We start from the raw sequence: 18,458 nt of genomic DNA on the forward strand, positions 1-18,458 counted from the left end.
AGTCCGGTGGTGCAGACTGGCGCCATGTCGCTGACCGACCTCGGCGCCGCGGTCCGCCGGCTGCGCGAGCGCACCGAGCCGGCCGGCGGACCGCGGCCCGGGCGGCGGGTCCGCGGCCTCCGCCGGGAAGAGCTCGCCGAGCTGGCCGGGGTGTCCGCGGACTACGTGCGACGGCTGGAGCAGGGGCGCCGTCACCCGTCGGCCGGCGTGGTGACCGCCATCGCCCGCGCGCTGCGGGTCAGCCGGGCGGACTACGAGCGGCTCTGCGCCCTCGCCGGGTACGCGCCGACGGACGGCCAGGTGCCGCGCGAAGCCGGCGTGGCGGCGATGCGGCTGCTCGAACGGTTCGACGGCACTCCCGCGTTCCTGACCGACACCGCGTGGAACGTCGTCGCCGTCAACGGCGCGTGGCTCGCGCTCGGCGGCGCAGCGGCGACCGGGCGCGCGTGGGAGTGGAACGTCGCGTGGCGCACGTTCTGCGACGCACGCGGGGAAATCGCGCGGACCGACGAGCACCAGGCGGGGTTCCGGGCCGCGCTCGCGGCCCGGCTGCGCGACACGCACCTGCGCCACCCGGCCGACCCCGCACTCGGCGAGCTCGTCGACGAGCTGCGGAGCAGCAGCCGCGCGTTCGACACCTTGTGGCGCAACCCGGAAACGGTGTCCGCCTTCGAGAACCGGGCGGTGTTCCGCACACCGGACGGCGAGGGCATCGCGCTCGACGGCAGCCTGCTCGGCGTGCCGGGGGACGACCTGATGGCGGTGGTCCTCACCGCGGCCCCGGGCTCGGCCGACGCGGCCCGCCTCGGCGAGGTCGTGCGCGCCTCCGACGGGCCGTCCGTGCTCAGGGTGGGCCAAACCGGCCCAGGCTGAGCGGGGCCGCGGCCACGATCCTGAGCCGCGTGGATCAAGGTGACGGACACCACTTGCTTCGAATTCGAAGCAGCTGTAGCGTGGTCCACAGTTGCTTCGAATTCGAAGCACATGGCTCTCTCCGAAAGCGAGAACTCCGATGAAGGCAGTGCGTTTCCACGACTACGGCGCCCCCGAAGTCCTGCGCTACGAGGACGTGACCCTGCCGGTGCCCGCCGCCGGGCAGGTCCGCGTCCGGGTCGCCGCGACGTCGTTCAACCCGGTCGACGGCAACATCCGCGGCGGCTTCATGCGCGGCCCCATCCCGGTCGAGCTGCCCCACACGCCCGGCATCGACGTCGCCGGCACGGTCGACGCGCTGGGCGACGGCGTCGACGGCCTCGAGCTCGGCGACCGGGTCGTCGGCTTCCTGCCGATGGACGGCGACGGCGCGGCCGCGGAGTACGTCCTCGCGCCGGCCGACGTCCTGACGGCGGCTCCCCAGGACGTCCCGCTGGCCGACGCCGCGGCGCTGCCGCTGGTCGGGCTGACCGCGTACCAGGCACTGTTCGACCACGCCGGGCTGACGGCCGGGCAGCGAGTGCTGGTCAACGGCGCCGGCGGCGCGGTCGGCGGCTACGCCGTGCAGCTGGCCAAGGGAGCCGGCGCCCACGTCATCGCCATCGCCGGACCCCGCAGCGCCGAAGCGGTCAAAGCGGCGGGTGCGGACGAGGTGGTGGACCACACCACCACGAGCGTGCCGTCGGCGGTGACCGAGCCGGTGGACGTCGCGCTCAACCTGGCCCCGGTCGACCCGGCTGCGCTGGCGGCGTTGGTGACGCTGGTGCGGCCGGGCGGGGTCTTGGTCAACACGACGGTGTGGATGCCCGCGCCGTCCGACGAAGAGCGCGGGGTACGCGGGATCGACCTGTTCGTCCGCAGCGACGCGGGGCAGCTGGCGAAGCTGGTGGCGTTGGTCGACCGGGGCGAACTGCGCGTCGAGGTGGCCGAGCGGGTGTCGTTGCCCGAGCTGCCGGCGCTGCACGCGCGCGCGGCGGAAGGCGCGGTGCACGGCAAAGTGGTCGTTGTCCCGGCCTGACGCCTGAGTGAGCCGGGCCGGTGCCGCGCCCTGGCGCCGAGGGTGCGGTGCGCGGCAAAGCGGGGCGGTGCGCTGCGGGGCAATGTCACCGAGCTGGCGACCCTACGCGGCCGAAGGCGCAGTGGCCCGCCAGGTCGTCCCGGCGAGGGTGGGGTGCGCGGCCCTGAGCGTCAGGACAGGAAGGCGCGCAAGAGGGACGCCGTGCCCTCGATGTGCTCGGCCATCGCCTGGCGGGCGGCGGGAGCGTCGCCCGCGAGGATCGCGTCGACGATGGCCTCGTGCTGGGCGTTGGAGTGCTCGAGGTTGGGCGGGAGCAGCGGGATGCGGTCGAGCAGCTGGTTGACGCGGGTGCGGGCGTCGGCCATCGCCGTGGTCAGGGAGCCGGACGCGGTGACCTCGGCGATCGCCAGGTGCAGCCGGGAATCCTTGCGCCGGTAGTCCTCGAGGGCGGCGCCCGCGGCCTCGGCGAGCGTTCCGGTGAGGTGCTGGCGGTCGGCGGGACTCAGCGAGCGCGCGGCGGCCATCTCGGCGACCCCGGTCTCGAGGACGTAGCGGAGGCTCAGCGCGTCCTCCAGCGCGACGGCGTCGACCCTTCCGCTGGGTGACTTCTCGGAGGGTGCGGGAAGGCTCTCGTTCACGAACGTGCCGCCGTACCGCCCCCGCCGTGACTCCACGTAACCAGCGTCGGAGAGGGCGCGGATGGCTTCCCGCAGCGTCACGCGGCTGACGCCGAGCCGCTCGGCCAGCTCCCGTTCCGACGGCAGCCGCTCCCCCGCGCCGACCACGCCGAGCCGGATGGCCTGCAGCAGCCGCTCGACGGTCTCCTCGAAGGCGTTGCCCGCGCGAACCGGCCGGAACAGCGCTTCACCGGCGTTCGCCACCGAGGTCGACTCCATCCCGCGAGTCTAGGCGCCGCACCCGGCCGGCGGTCACACTGCGTGGGACCCCCGGCCCCCGGCTGTTCGCGGCGCGGAAAACCGGTGGATCCGGACGGCCACGGTGAGCGACGATGGAGCGACCGACACCGAACATCGACGCAGGGGGCGATCCGGTGCACTTCTTGATGGCCGAGGACCTGGTCCACGAGCGGGAGAACGAGATGCGCCACGGCGTGCGCAACCGCCCTCCCGGCCGTGCGACGCCCCGACGCCGCACGGGCACGAGACGCCAGCAGCTCGGCTGGACCCTGGTCGAAGTAGGCCTGCGGCTGGCGTCCGAACCGGAAGACGAACCGCGCTGAGCCGAAGCGGCACTTTCCCGGGAACTGTCGCCGCGCGTGTCTGGTGATCACCCTCAGCGATCGAGCAGTATGGTCTTTTCCGAGAGGAGGACGCGTGGAAAACGACGTGAGGTTCGCCCGGCCGCTGATGAGCATGACCGACGCTGCTCGGCACCTGGGGATCCCGCAGCAGACGTTCCACCGCTGGGCCCGTGGCTATCCGCACGGCGGCCCGCTCCTCCACGTCTCCGAGCCGGAGAGCATCCGGCAGGCCAGCGTCCCGTTCATCGCCCTCGCCGAGGCCTGGGTTCTCGAGGGGCTCCGCCAAGCCGGCGTCCGTCCGCAGAAAATCCGGCCCGCTCTCAAGAAACTGCAGAACGAGTTCGGACGCGAATACGTCCTCGTGTCCCCCGCACTCGTGACCGATGGGATCTCGGTGCTGTGGGACTTCTCCAAGACCGAGGCCGGAGCCGGGTTGATCGAAGGGCGTTCCGGCCAGACGGTGATTCGCGAAATCGTCCAGGACTACCTGACCTACGTGGGCTTCGGCACCGACGACTACCCGAACCACCTCAAGCTCAGGACGTTCGAACCCTCGAAGGTCGCCATCGACCCCTATCGATCTTCGGGCCAGCCGGTCTTCGTCGGCTCCGGTGCACGTGTCTCCAACGTCGCGGCCATGCTGAAAGCAGGTGAAGAACCTGCCGTCGTCGCCGAAGAACACGGAATCGGCATCGAAGCCGTCCGAGCCGCCGCACGCGTGCTCCTGGGCCGCGCCGCCTGAGTTCTACCTCGACGAGAACGCCGTCACCCGTAGTGTGCGACGTTTTCTGACCACGCTCGGCTACACCTGCCACACACCGCCGGAGGTGTTCGGCACCCGCGCGGAATCACTCGGCGCCGCGGACACCGAGTGGTTGGGGCGGATCGCCGGAACCGGTTGGGTTGTCTTGAACCGGGACGCCAAGATCATGGAACGCCCGGACGAGCTGGCCGCGTACCGCTCCGCGAAGGTGCACATGTTCTACCTCCCCGGCGAAGCGACCCGCGACCTCCTGCTGCACCTCGTCGAAACGAACCTCACGGACATCGTCACGCTGTCGGCTGATCGAACCCCGGACGTCTGGAAGATCACCCGGCACGGAGTCGAGCGGTTCGTGCTGCGCAAACGAAGACGCTGATCAGCACTCGATGACGTTCACCGCCAAGCCGCCGCGGGCGGTTTCCTTGTACTTCACGCTCATGTCCGCGCCGGTCTCGCGCATCGTCTTGATCGCCTTGTCCAGGGTCACCACGTGGCTGCCGTCGCCGCGCATGGCCATGCGGGCCGCGTGGATCGCCTTGGACGCGCCGACCGCGTTGCGCTCGATGCACGGGATCTGGACCAGGCCGCCGACCGGGTCGCAGGTGAGGCCGAGGTGGTGCTCCACCCCGATCTCCGCCGCGTTCTCCACCTGGGCCGGCGAGCCGCCGAGGACCTCCGTCAGGCCCGCCGCCGCCATCGCCGACGCCGAGCCGACTTCGCCCTGGCAGCCGACCTCGGCGCCCGAGATCGAGCCCGTCTGCTTGAGGATCGAGCCGATCGCGCCCGCCGTCAGCATGAACTTCACGATGCCGTCGTCGTTCGAGTGCCGGATGAAGCGCTGGTAGTAGTGCAGCACCGCCGGGATGATGCCGGCCGCGCCGTTGGTCGGGGCCGTGACCACGCGGCCGCCCGCCGCGTTCTCCTCGTTGACCGCCAGCGCGTACAGGCTCACCCAGTCCATCGCGTACAACGGGTCGTCCACGCCGTCTTCGGCCAACAGCTTCTCGTGCAACGACTTAGCGCGCCGCGGCACCTTCAGGCCGCCCGGCAGGACGCCTTCGTGCGTGCAGCCGTTGCGGACGCATTCCGCCATGACCGCCCAGATGTCCAGCAGCCCCGAACGCACTTCCGAAGCAGAACGCCAGGCCAGCTCGTTCGCCAGCATGATCTCGCTGATCGGCAGGCCCGTCTCGGCGCAGTGCCCGAGCAGGTCCGCCCCGGTGCGGAACGGGTACGGCACCGGCGTCGCGTCCTCGACGAACACCGTGTCCGTCTCGTACGACTCGTCGCGGACGAAACCGCCGCCGACCGAGTAGTACGTCCGTTCGCGCAGCAACGAGCCCGACGCGTCGAACGCGCGGAACACCATGCCGTTCGGGTGCGCGGGCAACGACTTGCGGCGGTGCATGGTGAGGTCGTTGTCCTCGTCGAACGCGATTTCGTGCGTGCCGCCCAAAAGCAGCCGCCCGGACTCGCGGATTTCCGCGACGCGCACCGGCACGGTGTCGGTGTCGATCTCTTCGGGACGTTCACCGGAAAGCCCGAGCAGGACGGCTTTGTCGCTGCCGTGGCCGAACCCGGTCGCGCCGAGCGAGCCGAACAGCTCGGCCTGCACGCGCGACGTCTTCGGGAGGTCGTCGCCGAGACCGTCCACAAAGGTCAGTGCCGCCCGCATCGGCCCGACGGTGTGCGAGCTCGACGGGCCGATGCCGATGGAAAACAGGTCGAAGACGCTGATCGCCATTGATCCGCCCCTTCCTATCGCGCCAGCAGTGAGCTGGCTTCTTGCGCGGCCGGGCCCTGGTCGGCGAGGTGCCGCAGGTTTTCCGGCAGCTCCTCTCCACGGTAGCCCTTGGTCTGCGCGTACAGCCGTCCCGCGCGGTACGACGACCGCACCAGCGGCCCCGCCATCACGCCCGCGAAACCCATCGCCTCCGCCGCCTGCGAATGCTCGACGAACTCCTCCGGCTTCACCCAGCGGTCCACCGGGTGGTGCCGCGGGGAGGGACGCAGGTACTGCGTGATCGTCAGGATTTCGCAGCCCGCGTCGACCAGGTCCTGCATCGCGGGGGCGACCTCTTCAGGAGTTTCGCCCATGCCCAGGATCAGGTTCGACTTCGTCACGAGCCCGAACTCACGTGCCTTGGTGATGACCTCCAGCGAACGCGCGTACCGGAAACCCGGACGGATGCGCTTGAAGATCCGCGGCACCGTCTCCACGTTGTGCGCCAGCACCTCCGGCCGCGACCCGAACACCTCGGCCAGCTGGTCGGGGTCCGCGTTGAAGTCCGGGATCAGCAGCTCGACACCGGTACCCGGGTTCAGCTCGTGGATCTGCCGCACGGTCTCGGCGTACAACCACGCGCCACCATCGGGAAGGTCATCGCGAGCCACACCGGTGACCGTCGAGTACCGCAAACCCATGGCCTGAACGGACTCCGCGACCTTCCGCGGCTCGGTCCGGTCCAGCTCAGCGGGCTTACCCGTGTCGATCTGGCAGAAGTCACAACGCCGCGTGCACTGGTCCCCACCGATCAGGAAGGTGGCCTCACGGTCTTCCCAGCACTCGTAGATGTTGGGACAACCGGCCTCTTCACAGACGGTGTGCAAGCCTTCGCGGCGCACGAGACCCTTGAGCTCGGTGAACTCCGGCCCCATCCGCACCCGCGTCTTGATCCACGGCGGCTTCTTCTCGATCGGCGTCTCACTGTTGCGGACTTCCAGCCGCAGCAGCTTCCGGCCCTCGGGCAGCGCGCTCATCGCGAAAGGTCCGCGTACAACGGGTGCTTCGCGGCCAGCGCCTCGACGCGGTCGCGCAGCTTCGAGCGCAGGGCGTCGTCGAAGTCCGGCTTCAGTGCTTCCGCGATGACGTCGGCGACCTCGGCGAAGTCCTCGGCCTGGAACCCGCGGGTGGCCAGCGCCGGCGTGCCGATGCGCAGGCCGGACGTGATCATCGGCGGGCGCGGGTCGAACGGGACGGCGTTGCGGTTGACCGTGATGCCGACCTCGTGCAGCCGGTCCTCGGCCTGCTGACCATCCAGAGTGGACTGGACCAGGTCGACCAGCACCAGGTGGACGTCGGTGCCGCCGGTCAGCACGCGGACCCCCACCGAAGAGCAGTCGTCCTGCGACAGCCGCGACGCCAGGATCCGCGAACCCTCCAGGGTCCGCTCCTGACGCTCGCGGAACTCGTCGCTCGCGGCGATCTTCAGCGCGACGGCCTTGGCCGCGATGACGTGTTCCAGCGGCCCGCCCTGCTGGCCGGGGAACACCGCCGAGTTGATCTTCTTCGCCAGCTCCGCGCGCGACAGGATCAGGCCGCCGCGCGGGCCGCCGAGGGTCTTGTGCGTGGTCGTGGTGACGATGTCGGCGTGCGGCACCGGCGACGGGTGCAGCCCGGCCGCGACCAGCCCGGCGAAGTGCGCCATGTCCACCATCAGGCGGGCGTCGACGAGGTCGGCGATGCGGCGGAACTCGGCGAAGTCCAGCTGACGCGGGTAGGCGGACCAGCCGGCGATGATCAGCTTCGGCTGGTGCTCGACGGCCAGGCGCTCGATCTCGGCGAGGTCGACGATGCCGGTCTCTTTGTCGACGTGGTAGGCGACGACGTTGTAGAGCTTGCCCGAGAAGTTGATCTTCATCCCGTGCGTCAGGTGGCCGCCGTGCGCCAGGTCGAGGCCGAGGATCGTGTCGCCCGGCTTGAGCACGGCGAACATCGCGGCCGCGTTGGCCTGCGCGCCCGAGTGCGGCTGGACGTTGGCGTGCTCGGCGCCGAACAGCGCCTTCGCGCGGTCGATGGCGAGCTGCTCGACGACGTCGACGTGCTCGCAGCCGCCGTAGTACCGGCGGCCGGGGTAGCCCTCGGCGTACTTGTTGGTCAGCACCGAGCCCTGCGCCTCGAGCACGCCCACCGGGGCGAAGTTCTCCGACGCGATCATTTCCAGGGTGGACTGCTGACGGGTCAGTTCGTCGGCGACGGCCGCGGCGACCTCGGGGTCGACTTCGGACAGGTGCTGGTCGAACGTCGTCATCAGTTCTCCTGGGTGTGCGCGGCGTACGCGGCGGCGTCGAGCAGTTCCGGCACGTCCCCGGACAGACGCACCTTCAGGAGCCATCCTTCGGTGTACGGGTCCGAGTTGATGACCTCGGGGGTGTCCGATGTGGTGCCGTTCACCTCGACGACCTCGCCGGAGACGGGGGCGTACAGCTCGCTGACCGACTTGGTCGACTCGACCTCGCCGAACACCTCGCCGGCGGTGATGGTCGAGCCGGCGTCCGGCAGCTGGACGAACACGATGTCACCGAGCGACTCGGCGGCGAAGGCGGTGATGCCGACCGTGGCCACGCCGTCTTCGACGGACAGCCACTCGTGTTCCTTGGTGTACTGCAGGTTCTCGGGGATGCTCACGGTTCAACAGTCCTTACGCGCGGGAGTAGAAGGGCAGGGCGACGACCTCGACGGGCTCGATCCTGCCCCGGATGTCGACGGACAGCTCGGTGCCGGGCTCGGTGTACGCCCGATCGACGTACGCCATGGCGATCGGGTACCCCAGCGTCGGCGACAGCGCGCCGCTGGTGACCTCGCCGATCTCGACCCCGTCGGCCAGCAGCTTGTAGCCGTGGCGCGGGGCCCGGCGACCGGTACCCCGAAGGCCGACCCGCACGCGCGGAACGTCCTGCTCGGCCCGCTCTTCGAGGGCCGAGCGGCCGACGAAGTCGCCCGGCTTCTCGAACTTGACGACGCGGCCGAGCCCGGCTTCGAACGGGCTCTGCTCGAGGGTGAGTTCGTTGCCGTACAACGGCATCCCGGCTTCCAGCCGCAGCGTGTCGCGGCAGGCGAGACCGGCCGGGACCAGGCCGTGGCCCTCGCCCGCCTCGGTCAGGATCCGCCAGATCGCCGGGGCCTCGCCGGCGTCGACGAACAGCTCGAAGCCGTCCTCGCCGGTGTAGCCGGTGCGGGCGAGCAGGACGTCGTGACCCTTCACGACGGCCGGGACGCTGGCGTAGTACTTGAGCGCGGCCAGATCGGCGTCGGTGACCGCGCCGAGGATCGCCGCGGCGTTCGGGCCCTGGACGGCGATCAACGCGGTCGTCTCCGACCGGTCGTCGACGACGGCGTCGAAGCCCGCGACCCGCTCGGCCAGCGCGTCGGCGACGACCTTCGCGTTGCCCGCGTTCGCGACGACCAGGTAGTGCTCGTCGGCGAGGCGGTAGACGACGAGGTCGTCGAGCACGCCACCCTCGGCGTCGCAGATCATCGTGTACCGCGCGCGGCCCGGCTTGACCCCGGTCAGGTTGCCGACGAGCGCGAAGTCCAGGACGTCGGCCGCCTGCTTGCCGGTGACGTGGATTTCGGCCATGTGCGACAGGTCGAACAGCCCGGCCGCCTCGCGGACGGCCTTGTGCTCGGCCAGCTCGCTCGCGTAGCGGACCGGCATGGACCAGCCGGCGAAGTCGGTGAACAGCGCACCGAGTCCCTGGTGGACTCCGTGCAGGGAGGTTTCGCGAGACATTGTCGCCTTCCGTAGGGGGTCGTGAGTGCTTAGTAGGGTTCTAACCCGACTAAGCACTCACGAGCCGTACTCGCTCAGGGGCGGGCAGGAGCAGACCAGGTTGCGGTCGCCGCGGGCGCCGTCGATGCGGCGGACCGGCGGCCAGTACTTGTTCTTGCGCGACACCCCGGCCGGGTAGACGGCCAGCTCGCGGTCGTAGGCCTTGTCCCACTCGCCGACCAGCGTCTCGGCGGTGTGCGGCGCGCCCCGCAGCGGCGACTCCTCCGCACTCCACTTGCCGGAAGCGACCTCGTCGATCTCGGCGCGGATGGCGATCATGGCGGCGATGAACCGGTCGATCTCGCCCAGGTCTTCGGACTCGGTCGGCTCGACCATCAGCGTGCCGGCGACCGGGAACGACATGGTCGGCGCGTGGAAGCCGTAGTCGATGAGCCGCTTCGCGACGTCGTCGACCGTCACGCCGGTCTCCTTCGTGATCTGCCGCAGGTCGAGGATGCATTCGTGGGCGACCAGGCCGTCCTGGCCGGTGTAGAGCACCGGGTAGTGCGGGGCGAGCCGCGAGGCGACGTAGTTCGCGGCCAGCACGGCGACCTTCGTCGCCGCGGTCAGGCCGGGCGCGCCCATCATCCGGACGTACGCCCACGAGATCGGCAGGATCGACGCCGAGCCGTAGGGCGCGCCGCTGATCGGGCCGACACCGGTCTCGGGGCCGGCCGCCTCCAGCAGCGGGTGGTTCGGCAGGAACGGCGCGAGGTGCGCGCGCACCGCGACCGGGCCGACGCCGGGACCGCCACCGCCGTGCGGGATGCAGAAGGTCTTGTGCAGGTTCAGGTGCGAGACGTCGCCGCCGAACTCGCCCGGCTTGGCCAGGCCGAGCAGGGCGTTGAGGTTCGCGCCGTCGACGTACACCTGGCCGCCGCCGTCGTGGACGATCTTGGCCAGCTCGTCGATGTCGTGCTCGTACACGCCGTGCGTGGACGGGTAGGTGACCATGATCGCGGCCAGGGTGTCCTTGTGCGTGTCCACCTTGGACCGCAGGTCGGCCAGGTCGACGTTGCCCTCGTCGGTGCACTTCACGACGACCACGCGCATCCCGGCGAGCACCGCGGACGCCGCGTTGGTGCCGTGCGCGGACGACGGGATCAGGCAGACGTCACGAGCGTCGTCGCCGTTCGCGCGGTGGTACGCGCGGATCGCGAGGAGCCCGGCCAGCTCGCCCTGGCTGCCCGCGTTCGGCTGGAGCGACACCTTGTCGTAGCCGGTCACCTCGGCCAGCCAGTCCGCGAGCTGTCCCACGAGCGTGTGGTAGCCCTCGGCGTCCTCGGCCGGGGCGAACGGGTGGATGCCGGCGAACTCGCGCCAGCTGATCGGCTCCATCTCGGTGGTGGCGTTGAGCTTCATCGTGCACGAGCCGAGCGGGATCATGCCGCGGTCGAGCGCGTAGTCCAGGTCGGACAGCTTGCGCAGGTAGCGCAACATCGCCGTCTCGGAGCGGTGGGTGCCGAAGACCTCGTGGCCCATGAAGCCGGTCTCGCGGGCGAGGCCGTTCGGGAGCGCGACGCCGTCGTTGACGTCCTCTTCGACGCCGAAAGCGCGAAGGACCTTCGCCGTGATCGCCGGGGTGCTGACCTCGTCGAAGGCGACGCGGACGTGGTCGGCGTCGACGTGCCCGAGGTTGATCCCGGCCTCGCGCGCGGCGGCGTGGACCTCGGCGGCCTGGCCCGGGACGTGCGCGACGACGGTGTCGAAGAACGACTCGTGCACGACCTCGACGCCGGTCTTGCGGAGAGCGTCGGCAAAGCCCGCGGCCAGGCCGTGGACGCGCTGGGCGATCTTCTTCAGGCCGTCCGGGCCGTGGTAGACCGCGTACATCGCGGCCAGCACGGCCGGGAGGACCTGCGCGGTGCAGATGTTGGACGTCGCCTTCTCGCGGCGGATGTGCTGCTCACGGGTCTGCAGCGCCAGCCGGTAAGCCGGGTTGCCGTCGGCGTCGACCGACACGCCGACCAGGCGACCCGGCAGCGAGCGCTCGAGGCCGGCGCGGACGGACATGTACCCGGCGTGCGGGCCGCCGTAGCCGAGCGGGACGCCGAAGCGCTGGGTCGAGCCCGCGGCGACGTCGGCGCCGAACTCGCCCGGCGCGGTGACGAGGGTGAGCGCGAGGAGGTCGGCGGCGACGGTGAACAGCGCGCCCGCGGCCTTCGCCGACTCGGAAATCGCGTGGTAGAAGCCGCGGCCGCGCAGCACGCCGGACGCGCCCGGGTACTGGGCGACGACGCCGAAGAACTCGTCCGGCAGGCCGGTGAGCAGGTCGCGGACCTCGACCTCGATGCCCAGCGCCTCGACGCGCGTGCGCACGACGGCGATGGTCTGCGGCAGGCATTCGGCGTCGAGCACGACCTTGTTGGACTTCGACTTCGACGCGCGGCGCATCAGCGTGACGGCCTCGGCGACGGCGGTCGACTCGTCCAGCAGCGACGCGTTCGCGGTGGCCAGGCCGGTGAGGTCGGCGACCATCGTCTGGAAGTTGAGGAGCGCTTCGAGCCGGCCCTGGGAGATTTCCGGCTGGTAGGGCGTGTACGCGGTGTACCAGGCCGGGTTCTCGAGGACGTTGCGGCGGATCACGCCGGGGGTGACGGTGTCGGAGTAGCCGAGGCCGATCATCTGCGTCATCGGCCGGTTGCGCGCGGCGAGGGCGCGCAGCTCCGCGGTGGCGTCCTCTTCGGACGCGGCGGGCGGCAGGGTGAGTTCCTTCGTCGCGCGGATCGCGGTCGGGACGGCGGCGCCGACGAGGGCGTCCAGGCTGCTGTAGCCGCACTCGGCCAACATCTTCGCGCGTTCGGCCTCGGACGGGCCGATGTGACGGGATTCGAACTGCGTAGAGGTGATCGGGAGCTCCTCGGGCCGGGCACACAACGGTGCGCTGGGAACTCCCCCTCTGTCATGGCACCTGAGAGTTTCACCGTGTGCGACACGGCTTTCACCTTGGGTGAGGCGCGGGCGCGCCTGCTTTCCAGAGTGGCCTCGCGCGAAGCGGTAGCTGGTACCTGAGAGATTCCGGGGAGTTTGCTCCTTCGGTGCCCCACCACGTTCGTGAGGGCTCTCCCGCCTCGGCTCGACGGCCCGATCTGCAGTTGTGGCGGTTACGGTACCTGCCGGGTTCGAGATCCGTCTACTTCACCCGGCCAACGCCACAGTGATCCTCGACCGGCCCTCGACGGACCACGCTCCCGGCCAGCGTGGGCGGGCGCCGCACCCGGCCCGAAGGCAGGACCAGCCGCTTGAGCGGCCCGCCCAGCGGCACGGGTGGGTGGCCGGCACCGAGGAGCACCTGCTCGACGATCTGCTCGGCGTGCCACGCCACGGCGTCGTTGAGCCGGTCCAGGGACGGGCGGTCGCCGTCGAAGACGTCCTCGTCGGCCAGCGTCACCTCGTAGTACGCGCAACCGGGCGGGACCGCGATCGACTCCTCGATCGCGCGGGCGCCGTCGAGGGGATCGTCGAAGCCCGCTTCGAGGAGCGCCGAACGGTAGATGCGGGCCGCCCGCTCCCGCATGCGCGGCCCGTAGCGGACCACGACCGGGAGGCGTCCGGTCAGGTCGGGCACCGCGAGGCCGTGCAGCAGCATGATCGGCGGCACCGACTGCACCAGCCGCGGCGCGGGCTCGGCCAGCTCACGGGCGGTGATCCGGACGCGGTCGGCCATCGCGTCCGGGAGGCCGAAGTAGCGGAAGTCGACGTTGCCGAACCCGAGCCCGTCGGCGACCAGCGACGCCAGCAGCTCGCCGTACCCCCAGATCGGCGACAGCACCACGACCGGCGGCGCGGCCGCGACCGGCGACGGCACGGGCGGCCGCGTCGCCTCCTGCTCGGGCACCTGGATGACCAGCCGCGGCGGCTCGTGCCAGTCGTGCACCTCCGCGACCCGCCAGTACAGCCCGAGCGGCCGCCACAACTCACCGAGGATGTCGTGCTCGAGGATCCGCCGCGCTTCTGCTTCGGAAAACGGGAAGTCCCGCGGCGGCACGACCCCGACGTAGTGGTGGTAGGTGACGCGGACCTCGTCCCCGCGGGTCGCGGAGCGGATCCGCATCTCCCAGTCGATCGGCGACGCCGCGATCAGGTTGGCCACCTGCGTGCCGGGCGAGGAGTAGACGAGCGCCGTGGCCTGCCGCAGGAACTGCCCGGCCTGGTCGATCCCCTCCCGCAGCGCCTTCGCGGCCTGAGCGACGTGCACCGGACTGGCGAGGCTGTCGGGCAGCACCCCGGCGACGCGCAGCAGCTCGGCCTCCCCGACGCCGGTGACCTCGGCGAGCTGCGCCCAGTGGTCGAAGACGGTCACCTTCGGCGCGTGCCGGTGCTCGATCCAGCTGCGCAGGGTGGACGTCGGAACGCCGATGCGTCTCGCGGCCTCGTCCAGGGAGAGGCCCCGCGACCGGATGCCGGCCCGGACCGCTTCCGCCCACTCGTCGGCGCGCCAGTGCGTCACCTCACAAAGCTAACGAAACCCGCTAGCTTTGCGCAGGGACAAATCGCCCACGGCCGCCCGACGCTGGTGACCATGACCACCACCGTCGTCGCCCTCACCCTCATCGTCGGCGTCCTCACCTTCGCCGCCGGGGCCTTCCTCGCCTCCGAGATCGCCGTTCGCGTGCTGCGGCGGCGCGAACGGCTCGTCTCCGAAGAGCGCAAGAAGCTCAACGCCACCTGGAGCTACCTGCGGGAGGTCTACGGCGTCAAGAAACCGACCAAGCGTTAGAGCGGGGTGACGTACGCGCCCGAGATCCCGCCGTCGACCAGGAACTGGGACGCCGTGATGAAGCTGGCGTCGTCGCTGGCCAGGAACGCGACCGCCGCCGCGATCTCGGACGGCTCCGCGAAGCGGCCGACCGGGACGTGGACCAGGCGCCGGGCAGCTCGCTCAGGGTCCTTCGCGAACAGCTCCTTGAGCAGCGGCGTGTTCACCGGGCCCGGGCACAGCGCGTTGACGCGGATGTTCTCCCGCGCGAACTGGATGCCCAGCTCGCGGCTCATCGCGAGCACCCCGCCCTTGGACGCGGTGTAGGAGATCTGCGACGTCGCCGCACCCATCACCGCCACGAACGACGCGGTGTTGATGATCGACCCGCGGCCCTGGCGCTGCATGTGCGGCAGGACGGCCTTGCAGCAGTGGAACACCGACGTCAGGTTGACGCGCTGGACCCGCTCCCACGCCTCGATGCCGGTGGTCAGGATGGAGTCGTCCTCGGGCGGCGAAATCCCGGCGTTGTTGAACGCGACGTCGACCGAGCCGAACTGCTCGACCGTGCTCTGGAACAGGTTCTCGACCTGTTCGGCGTCGGTGACGTCGGTCTGGATGAACGCGCCGCCGATCTCGTCGGCGACCGCCTTGCCTTCGGCGGGGGTCAGGTCCGCGATGACGACCTTCGCCCCTTCGCTCGCCAGGCGGCGGGCCGAGGCGAGGCCGATGCCGCTCGCGCCGCCGGTGATGACCGCCACGCGGCCTTCGAAACGCTGGACCATTACTCCTCCGTGCTCAGAAAGACGTTCTTGGTTTCGGTGAACGCCGCCGCGGCGTCGGGGCCCAGCTCGCGGCCGAGGCCGGACTGCTTGAACCCGCCGAACGGCGTCCAGTAGCGCACCGAAGAGTGCGAGTTGACCGAGAGGTTGCCGGCTTCGACGCCGCGCGCCACCCGGAACGCGCGGCCCGCGTCGCGGGTCCAGATGGACCCGGACAGGCCGTACTCGGTCGAGTTGGCCAGCCGGACCGCGTCGGCTTCCTCCGCGAACGGGACGACGGCGACGACCGGGCCGAACACCTCCTCCGCCGCGGCGGGGTACCGCAGGTCGGGCGGGGTGAGGACGGTCGGCGGGAACCAGTAGCCGGGGCCGTCCGGCGCGCTCCCGCGGAACGCGACGGGCGCGTCGCCGGGCACGTAGGACGCGACCTTTTCGCGGTGCGCGGCCGAGATCAGCGGCCCCATCTCGGTCTTCTCGTCGCCGGGGTCGCCGACGACGACGCCGTGCACCGCGGGTTCCAGCAGTTCCATGAAGCGGTCGTACGCGCTCGCCTGCACCAGGATCAGCGACCGGGCGCAGCAGTCCTGGCCCGCGTTGTCGAAGACGCCGTAGGGCGCGGTCGCCGCGGCCTTCTCCAGGTCGGAGTCGGCGAAGACGATGTTGGCGTTCTTGCCGCCGAGCTCCAGCGTCACGCGCTTCACCTGGGCCGCGCAGCCGGCCATGATCTGCTTGCCGACCTCGGTGGAACCGGTGAAGACGACCTTGCGCACGGCCGGGTGGTCCACGAACCGTTGCCCGACAACGGATCCCTTGCCGGGCAGCACCTGGAAGACGTCCGCCGGGAGGCCGGCCTCGCGCGCCAGCTCGCCGAGCCGGATCGCGGTCAACGGCGTCAGCTCGGCGGGCTTGAGGACGACGGTGTTGCCGGCGGCGAGCGCGGGCGCGAAGCCCCAGCCGGCGATCGGCATCGGGAAGTTCCACGGCACGATCACGCCGACGACGCCGAGCGGCTCCTGGAACGTGACGTTGACGCCGCCCGGCACCGGGATCTGCTTGCCGATCAGGCGTTCCGGCGTGGCGGAGTAGTAGTTGAGGACGTCGCGGACGTTGCCCGCCTCCCAGCGCGCGTTGCCGATGGTGTGCCCGGAGTTCTCGACCTCCAGCCGCGCGAGGTTCTCGATGTCGGCCTCGACGGCGTCGGCGAAGCGGCGCAGCAGCCGCGCGCGGTCGCCAGGGGTGACGTCACGCCACGCCGGGAACGCCGCCTGAGCGCGCGCGATCGCCGCGTCGGTCTCCTCGGCGCTGGTCAGCGGGACGGTCCGCACCACCTCCTCGGTGGCCGGGTTGAGAACGTCGAAGGTGCTGGTCATGCCCTCTCCTCGGTCGCTTCGACGAGCGCGGCGAACAGCCGGACGTCGTCGCTGTCCTGCTCGGGGTGCCACTGGACGCCCAGGGTGAACTCCCCCGGCACCTCGGCGGCTTCGATCGTGCCGTCGGCGGCCCAGCCGACCGGTTCCAGGCCGGCGCCGAGCCGGTCGATCGCCTGGTGGTGGTAGCAGAGCGTCTTGGTCTCGGGCCCGAGGATCGCCGCCGCCCGGCTCCCCTCGGCGAGGGTGACGGTGCCCCGGCCGAACGTCGCGGGCGCGGGCTGGTGCTCGGCGGTCCCCGCCGCTTCCGGCAGGTGCTGGACCAGGGTGCCGCCGAGGGCGACACTCATCACCTGCAGGCCGCGGCACACGCCGAGCACGGGCTTGCCCGCCCTGCGCGCGGCGTCGAACAGCCCGAACTCGAAGGCGTCGCGGTCCGGCCGGGTGTAGGTCGTCGGGTGCTTTTCCTGGCCGTAGCGCGCCGGCTCGACGTCGGCGCCGCCGGTGAGCACCAGCCCGTCCACAGTGGACACCAGTCGCTCGTGCGCGTCGGAGACCGGGGGTAGCAGCACCGGGATGCCGCCGGCCGCGACGACGCAGTCGACGTAGACCCGGTGCAGCAGCGCGGCTTCGGTCTCCCAGACCAGGAACTTCGCGGGTTCGAGGTAGCTGGTGAGGCCGATGACCGGTTTAGAGGCGTTCGAAGCCACGGACGAGCTCCCAGTCGGTGACGGCGGCGTTGTAGGCGTCCACCTCGATCTTCGCCGCGTTCAGGTAGTGCTCGACGACGTCCTCGCCGAACGCTTCGCGCGCCAGGTCGCTGCCCGCCAGGGCCGCGGCGGCCTCGGGCAGCGTCGTCGGGACGGTGCCGCGGTCGGAGTTGTAGGCATTGCCGACGAACGGTTCTTCGAGCTCCAGCTCGTTCTCGATGCCGTGGAGGCCCGCGGCGATCAGCGCGGCGACGGCCAGGTACGGGTTGACGTCCCCGCCCGGCACCCGGTTCTCGACGCGCAGCGATTCGCCGTGCCCGACGACGCGCAGCGCGCAGGTCCGGTTGTCGGTGCCCCAGGCGATCGCGGTCGGCGCGAAGCTGCCCGGCACGAACCGCTTGTAGGAGTTGATGTTCGGCGCGAAGAAGTACGTCAGCTCGTGCAGCGCGGCGAGCTGGCCGGCGAGGAAGTGCTCCATCAGCTTCGAGAAGCCGTGCTCTCCGTCCCCCGCCAGGACGGCGCGGCCCTCGGTCGAGCGCAGGCTGATGTGGATGTGGCAGGAGTTGCCCTCGCGCTCGTTGTACTTCGCCATGAAGGTGAGGCTCTTGCCCTCCTGCGCGGCGATCTCCTTGGCGCCGTTCTTGTAGACGCTGTGGTTGTCGCAGGTGCTCAACGCGTCGGTGTAGCGGAAGGCGATCTCCTGCTGGCCGGGGTTGCACTCGCCCTTCGCGGACTCCGGGTAGAGCCCGGCGCCGGCCATGTCGTTGCGGATGCGGCGCAGCAGCGGCTCCAGGCGCGCGGTGCCGAGCATCGAATAGTCCACGTTGTACTGGTTGGCGGGCTTGAGCCGCTGGTAGCGCTTGTCCCACGCGGCTTCGTAGCTGTCGTCGAAGACGATGAACTCGAGTTCGGTGCCGACGAAGGCGGCGAGCCCGCGCTCGGCGAGCCGGTCGAGCTGACGGCGCAGGATCTGCCGCGGCGACACGGCGACCGGCCCGCCCTGCACGCGCTCGACGTCGGCGAGCACCAGCGCGGTGCCTTCCTGCCACGGGACCTCGCGCAGGGTTTCGAGGTCGGGGCGCAGCACGAAGTCGCCGTAGCCGCTCTCCCACGACGAGAGCGCGTAGCCGTCGACGGTGTTCATGTCGACGTCGACGGCGAGGAGGTAGTTGCAGGCCTCGGTGGCGTGCGCGACGACCTCGTCGAGGAAGTACTCCGCCGAGCAGCGCTTGCCCTGCAGCCGTCCCTGCATGTCCGTGAGCGCGACGAGCACGGTGTCGATCGTGCCCGCGTCCACGCGCGCGCGGAGTTCGTCGAGCGTGAGCATGCCTCGTCTGCGTGCCATCGGTCGCCCCAAAGGTTTGGTATGAATC

18 protein-coding genes and 1 riboswitch are annotated in these 18,458 nt (G+C 70.9%); of the genes, 6 read left to right on the plus strand and 12 right to left on the minus strand.

Annotated elements, in window-relative coordinates; genetic code table 11:
- The first annotated feature begins 24 nt into the window (after window positions 1-24).
- Window positions 25-873: a helix-turn-helix domain-containing protein gene (locus tag SD460_RS40790; protein ID WP_318307554.1), complete on the plus strand. Its 849-nt coding sequence runs from the start codon at window positions 25-27 to the stop codon at window positions 871-873.
- 139 nt (window positions 874-1,012) lie between these two features.
- Window positions 1,013-1,951 (plus strand): NADP-dependent oxidoreductase, encoded by a 939-nt coding sequence (locus tag SD460_RS40795; RefSeq protein ID WP_318307555.1) that lies wholly within the window; start codon window positions 1,013-1,015, stop codon window positions 1,949-1,951.
- Window positions 1,952-2,121: 170 nt separating this feature from the next.
- Here SD460_RS40795 and SD460_RS40800 read toward each other — a convergent pair whose 3' ends face one another.
- Window positions 2,122-2,847, minus strand: coding sequence for a FadR/GntR family transcriptional regulator (locus SD460_RS40800; RefSeq protein ID WP_290053905.1), 726 nt, complete (start codon window positions 2,845-2,847; stop codon window positions 2,122-2,124).
- 113 nt (window positions 2,848-2,960) lie between these two features.
- On the opposite strand from SD460_RS40800, the gene SD460_RS40805 reads away from it, so the two are divergent.
- Genes SD460_RS40805 through SD460_RS40815 form a run of 3 tightly spaced genes read left to right on the plus strand, consistent with a single transcriptional unit; the run spans window position 2,961 to window position 4,351 of the window.
- A complete protein-coding gene (locus SD460_RS40805) occupies window positions 2,961-3,191 on the plus strand; it encodes a hypothetical protein (protein WP_290053907.1) in 231 nt (76 codons plus the stop codon).
- A gap of 43 nt (window positions 3,192-3,234) precedes the next feature.
- Window positions 3,235-3,954 carry a DUF433 domain-containing protein gene (locus SD460_RS40810; RefSeq protein ID WP_290053909.1) on the plus strand — a complete coding sequence of 240 codons (720 nt, stop codon included), beginning with the start codon at window positions 3,235-3,237 and terminating at the stop codon, window positions 3,952-3,954.
- Between the two features lie 34 nt (window positions 3,955-3,988).
- A complete protein-coding gene (locus tag SD460_RS40815; protein ID WP_290053911.1) occupies window positions 3,989-4,351 on the plus strand; it encodes a PIN-like domain-containing protein in 363 nt (120 codons plus the stop codon).
- On the opposite strand, the gene SD460_RS40820 is transcribed toward SD460_RS40815, so the two are convergent.
- The 7 genes from SD460_RS40820 to SD460_RS40850 all read right to left on the minus strand — a co-directional run bounded on the left by SD460_RS40820 (window position 4,352) and on the right by SD460_RS40850 (window position 13,977).
- Complete coding sequence (locus SD460_RS40820; RefSeq protein WP_290053913.1) at window positions 4,352-5,719, minus strand: L-serine ammonia-lyase; 1,368 nt, start codon at window positions 5,717-5,719, stop codon at window positions 4,352-4,354.
- A 14-nt stretch (window positions 5,720-5,733) separates the two neighbouring features.
- Complete coding sequence (lipA, locus tag SD460_RS40825; protein ID WP_290053915.1) at window positions 5,734-6,735, minus strand: lipoyl synthase; 1,002 nt, start codon at window positions 6,733-6,735, stop codon at window positions 5,734-5,736.
- Window positions 6,732-8,006: a serine hydroxymethyltransferase gene (gene glyA, locus SD460_RS40830; protein WP_290053917.1), complete on the minus strand. Its 1,275-nt coding sequence runs from the start codon at window positions 8,004-8,006 to the stop codon at window positions 6,732-6,734. Before glyA ends, lipA begins: the two co-directional genes overlap by 4 nt.
- Window positions 8,006-8,383, minus strand: a complete 378-nt coding sequence (gcvH, locus tag SD460_RS40835) for a glycine cleavage system protein GcvH (protein ID WP_290053918.1) — start codon at window positions 8,381-8,383, stop codon at window positions 8,006-8,008. Before gcvH ends, glyA begins: the two co-directional genes overlap by 1 nt.
- A gap of 13 nt (window positions 8,384-8,396) precedes the next feature.
- Window positions 8,397-9,488 carry a glycine cleavage system aminomethyltransferase GcvT gene (gcvT, locus tag SD460_RS40840; RefSeq protein WP_290053920.1) on the minus strand — a complete coding sequence of 364 codons (1,092 nt, stop codon included), beginning with the start codon at window positions 9,486-9,488 and terminating at the stop codon, window positions 8,397-8,399.
- 57 nt (window positions 9,489-9,545) lie between these two features.
- Entirely contained in the window at window positions 9,546-12,377 is a 2,832-nt protein-coding gene (gene gcvP / locus SD460_RS40845) for an aminomethyl-transferring glycine dehydrogenase (RefSeq protein WP_318307689.1), read from the minus strand.
- Window positions 12,378-12,512: 135 nt separating this feature from the next.
- Window positions 12,513-12,606: riboswitch (glycine riboswitch) on the minus strand.
- Window positions 12,607-12,660: 54 nt separating this feature from the next.
- On the minus strand, window positions 12,661-13,977 hold the full coding sequence (locus SD460_RS40850; protein ID WP_290053922.1) for a helix-turn-helix domain-containing protein: 1,317 nt from the start codon (window positions 13,975-13,977) through the stop codon (window positions 12,661-12,663).
- A gap of 72 nt (window positions 13,978-14,049) precedes the next feature.
- Here SD460_RS40850 and SD460_RS40855 point away from each other — a divergent pair, with 72 nt between their 5' ends.
- Window positions 14,050-14,247, plus strand: a complete 198-nt coding sequence (locus tag SD460_RS40855; protein WP_290053923.1) for a hypothetical protein — start codon at window positions 14,050-14,052, stop codon at window positions 14,245-14,247.
- Here SD460_RS40855 and SD460_RS40860 read toward each other — a convergent pair.
- From SD460_RS40860 to SD460_RS40875, 4 genes are read right to left on the minus strand one after another with little or no spacing between them, the layout of a single operon-like run.
- A complete protein-coding gene (locus SD460_RS40860; protein ID WP_290053924.1) occupies window positions 14,244-15,011 on the minus strand; it encodes a 3-oxoacyl-ACP reductase in 768 nt (255 codons plus the stop codon). The genes SD460_RS40855 and SD460_RS40860 overlap by 4 nt on opposite strands.
- Window positions 15,011-16,378, minus strand: a complete 1,368-nt coding sequence (locus SD460_RS40865) for an aldehyde dehydrogenase family protein (RefSeq protein WP_318307556.1) — start codon at window positions 16,376-16,378, stop codon at window positions 15,011-15,013. The genes SD460_RS40860 and SD460_RS40865 overlap by 1 nt, the downstream gene beginning before the upstream one ends.
- Window positions 16,375-17,085, minus strand: a complete 711-nt coding sequence (locus SD460_RS40870) for a gamma-glutamyl-gamma-aminobutyrate hydrolase family protein (protein WP_290053927.1) — start codon at window positions 17,083-17,085, stop codon at window positions 16,375-16,377. Before SD460_RS40870 ends, SD460_RS40865 begins: the two co-directional genes overlap by 4 nt.
- The gene (locus SD460_RS40875) at window positions 17,066-18,430 is read right to left on the minus strand and encodes a glutamine synthetase family protein (protein WP_290053929.1); all 1,365 of its coding nucleotides are present in this window, start codon (window positions 18,428-18,430) and stop codon (window positions 17,066-17,068) included. Before SD460_RS40875 ends, SD460_RS40870 begins: the two co-directional genes overlap by 20 nt.
- Window positions 18,431-18,458: the final 28 nt, after the last annotated feature.

This window comes from Amycolatopsis solani (assembly GCF_033441515.1).
GTDB classification, from domain to species: Bacteria; Actinomycetota; Actinomycetes; order Mycobacteriales; family Pseudonocardiaceae; genus Amycolatopsis; species Amycolatopsis solani.

Coding starts and splice junctions, on each gene's coding strand:
- SD460_RS40790 (WP_318307554.1), top strand. CDS start 25: ATGTCGCTGACCGACCTCGGCGCCGCGGTCCGCCGGCTGCGCGAGCGC.
- SD460_RS40795 (WP_318307555.1), top strand. CDS start 1,013: ATGAAGGCAGTGCGTTTCCACGACTACGGCGCCCCCGAAGTCCTGCGC.
- SD460_RS40800 (WP_290053905.1), bottom strand. CDS start 2,847: ATGGAGTCGACCTCGGTGGCGAACGCCGGTGAAGCGCTGTTCCGGCCG.
- SD460_RS40805 (WP_290053907.1), top strand. CDS start 2,961: ATGGAGCGACCGACACCGAACATCGACGCAGGGGGCGATCCGGTGCAC.
- SD460_RS40820 (WP_290053913.1), bottom strand. CDS start 5,719: ATGGCGATCAGCGTCTTCGACCTGTTTTCCATCGGCATCGGCCCGTCG.
- lipA (WP_290053915.1), bottom strand. CDS start 6,735: ATGAGCGCGCTGCCCGAGGGCCGGAAGCTGCTGCGGCTGGAAGTCCGC.
- glyA (WP_290053917.1), bottom strand. CDS start 8,006: ATGACGACGTTCGACCAGCACCTGTCCGAAGTCGACCCCGAGGTCGCC.
- gcvT (WP_290053920.1), bottom strand. CDS start 9,488: ATGTCTCGCGAAACCTCCCTGCACGGAGTCCACCAGGGACTCGGTGCG.
- SD460_RS40855 (WP_290053923.1), top strand. CDS start 14,050: ATGACCACCACCGTCGTCGCCCTCACCCTCATCGTCGGCGTCCTCACC.
- SD460_RS40860 (WP_290053924.1), bottom strand. CDS start 15,011: ATGGTCCAGCGTTTCGAAGGCCGCGTGGCGGTCATCACCGGCGGCGCG.
- SD460_RS40865 (WP_318307556.1), bottom strand. CDS start 16,378: ATGACCAGCACCTTCGACGTTCTCAACCCGGCCACCGAGGAGGTGGTG.
- SD460_RS40875 (WP_290053929.1), bottom strand. CDS start 18,430: ATGGCACGCAGACGAGGCATGCTCACGCTCGACGAACTCCGCGCGCGC.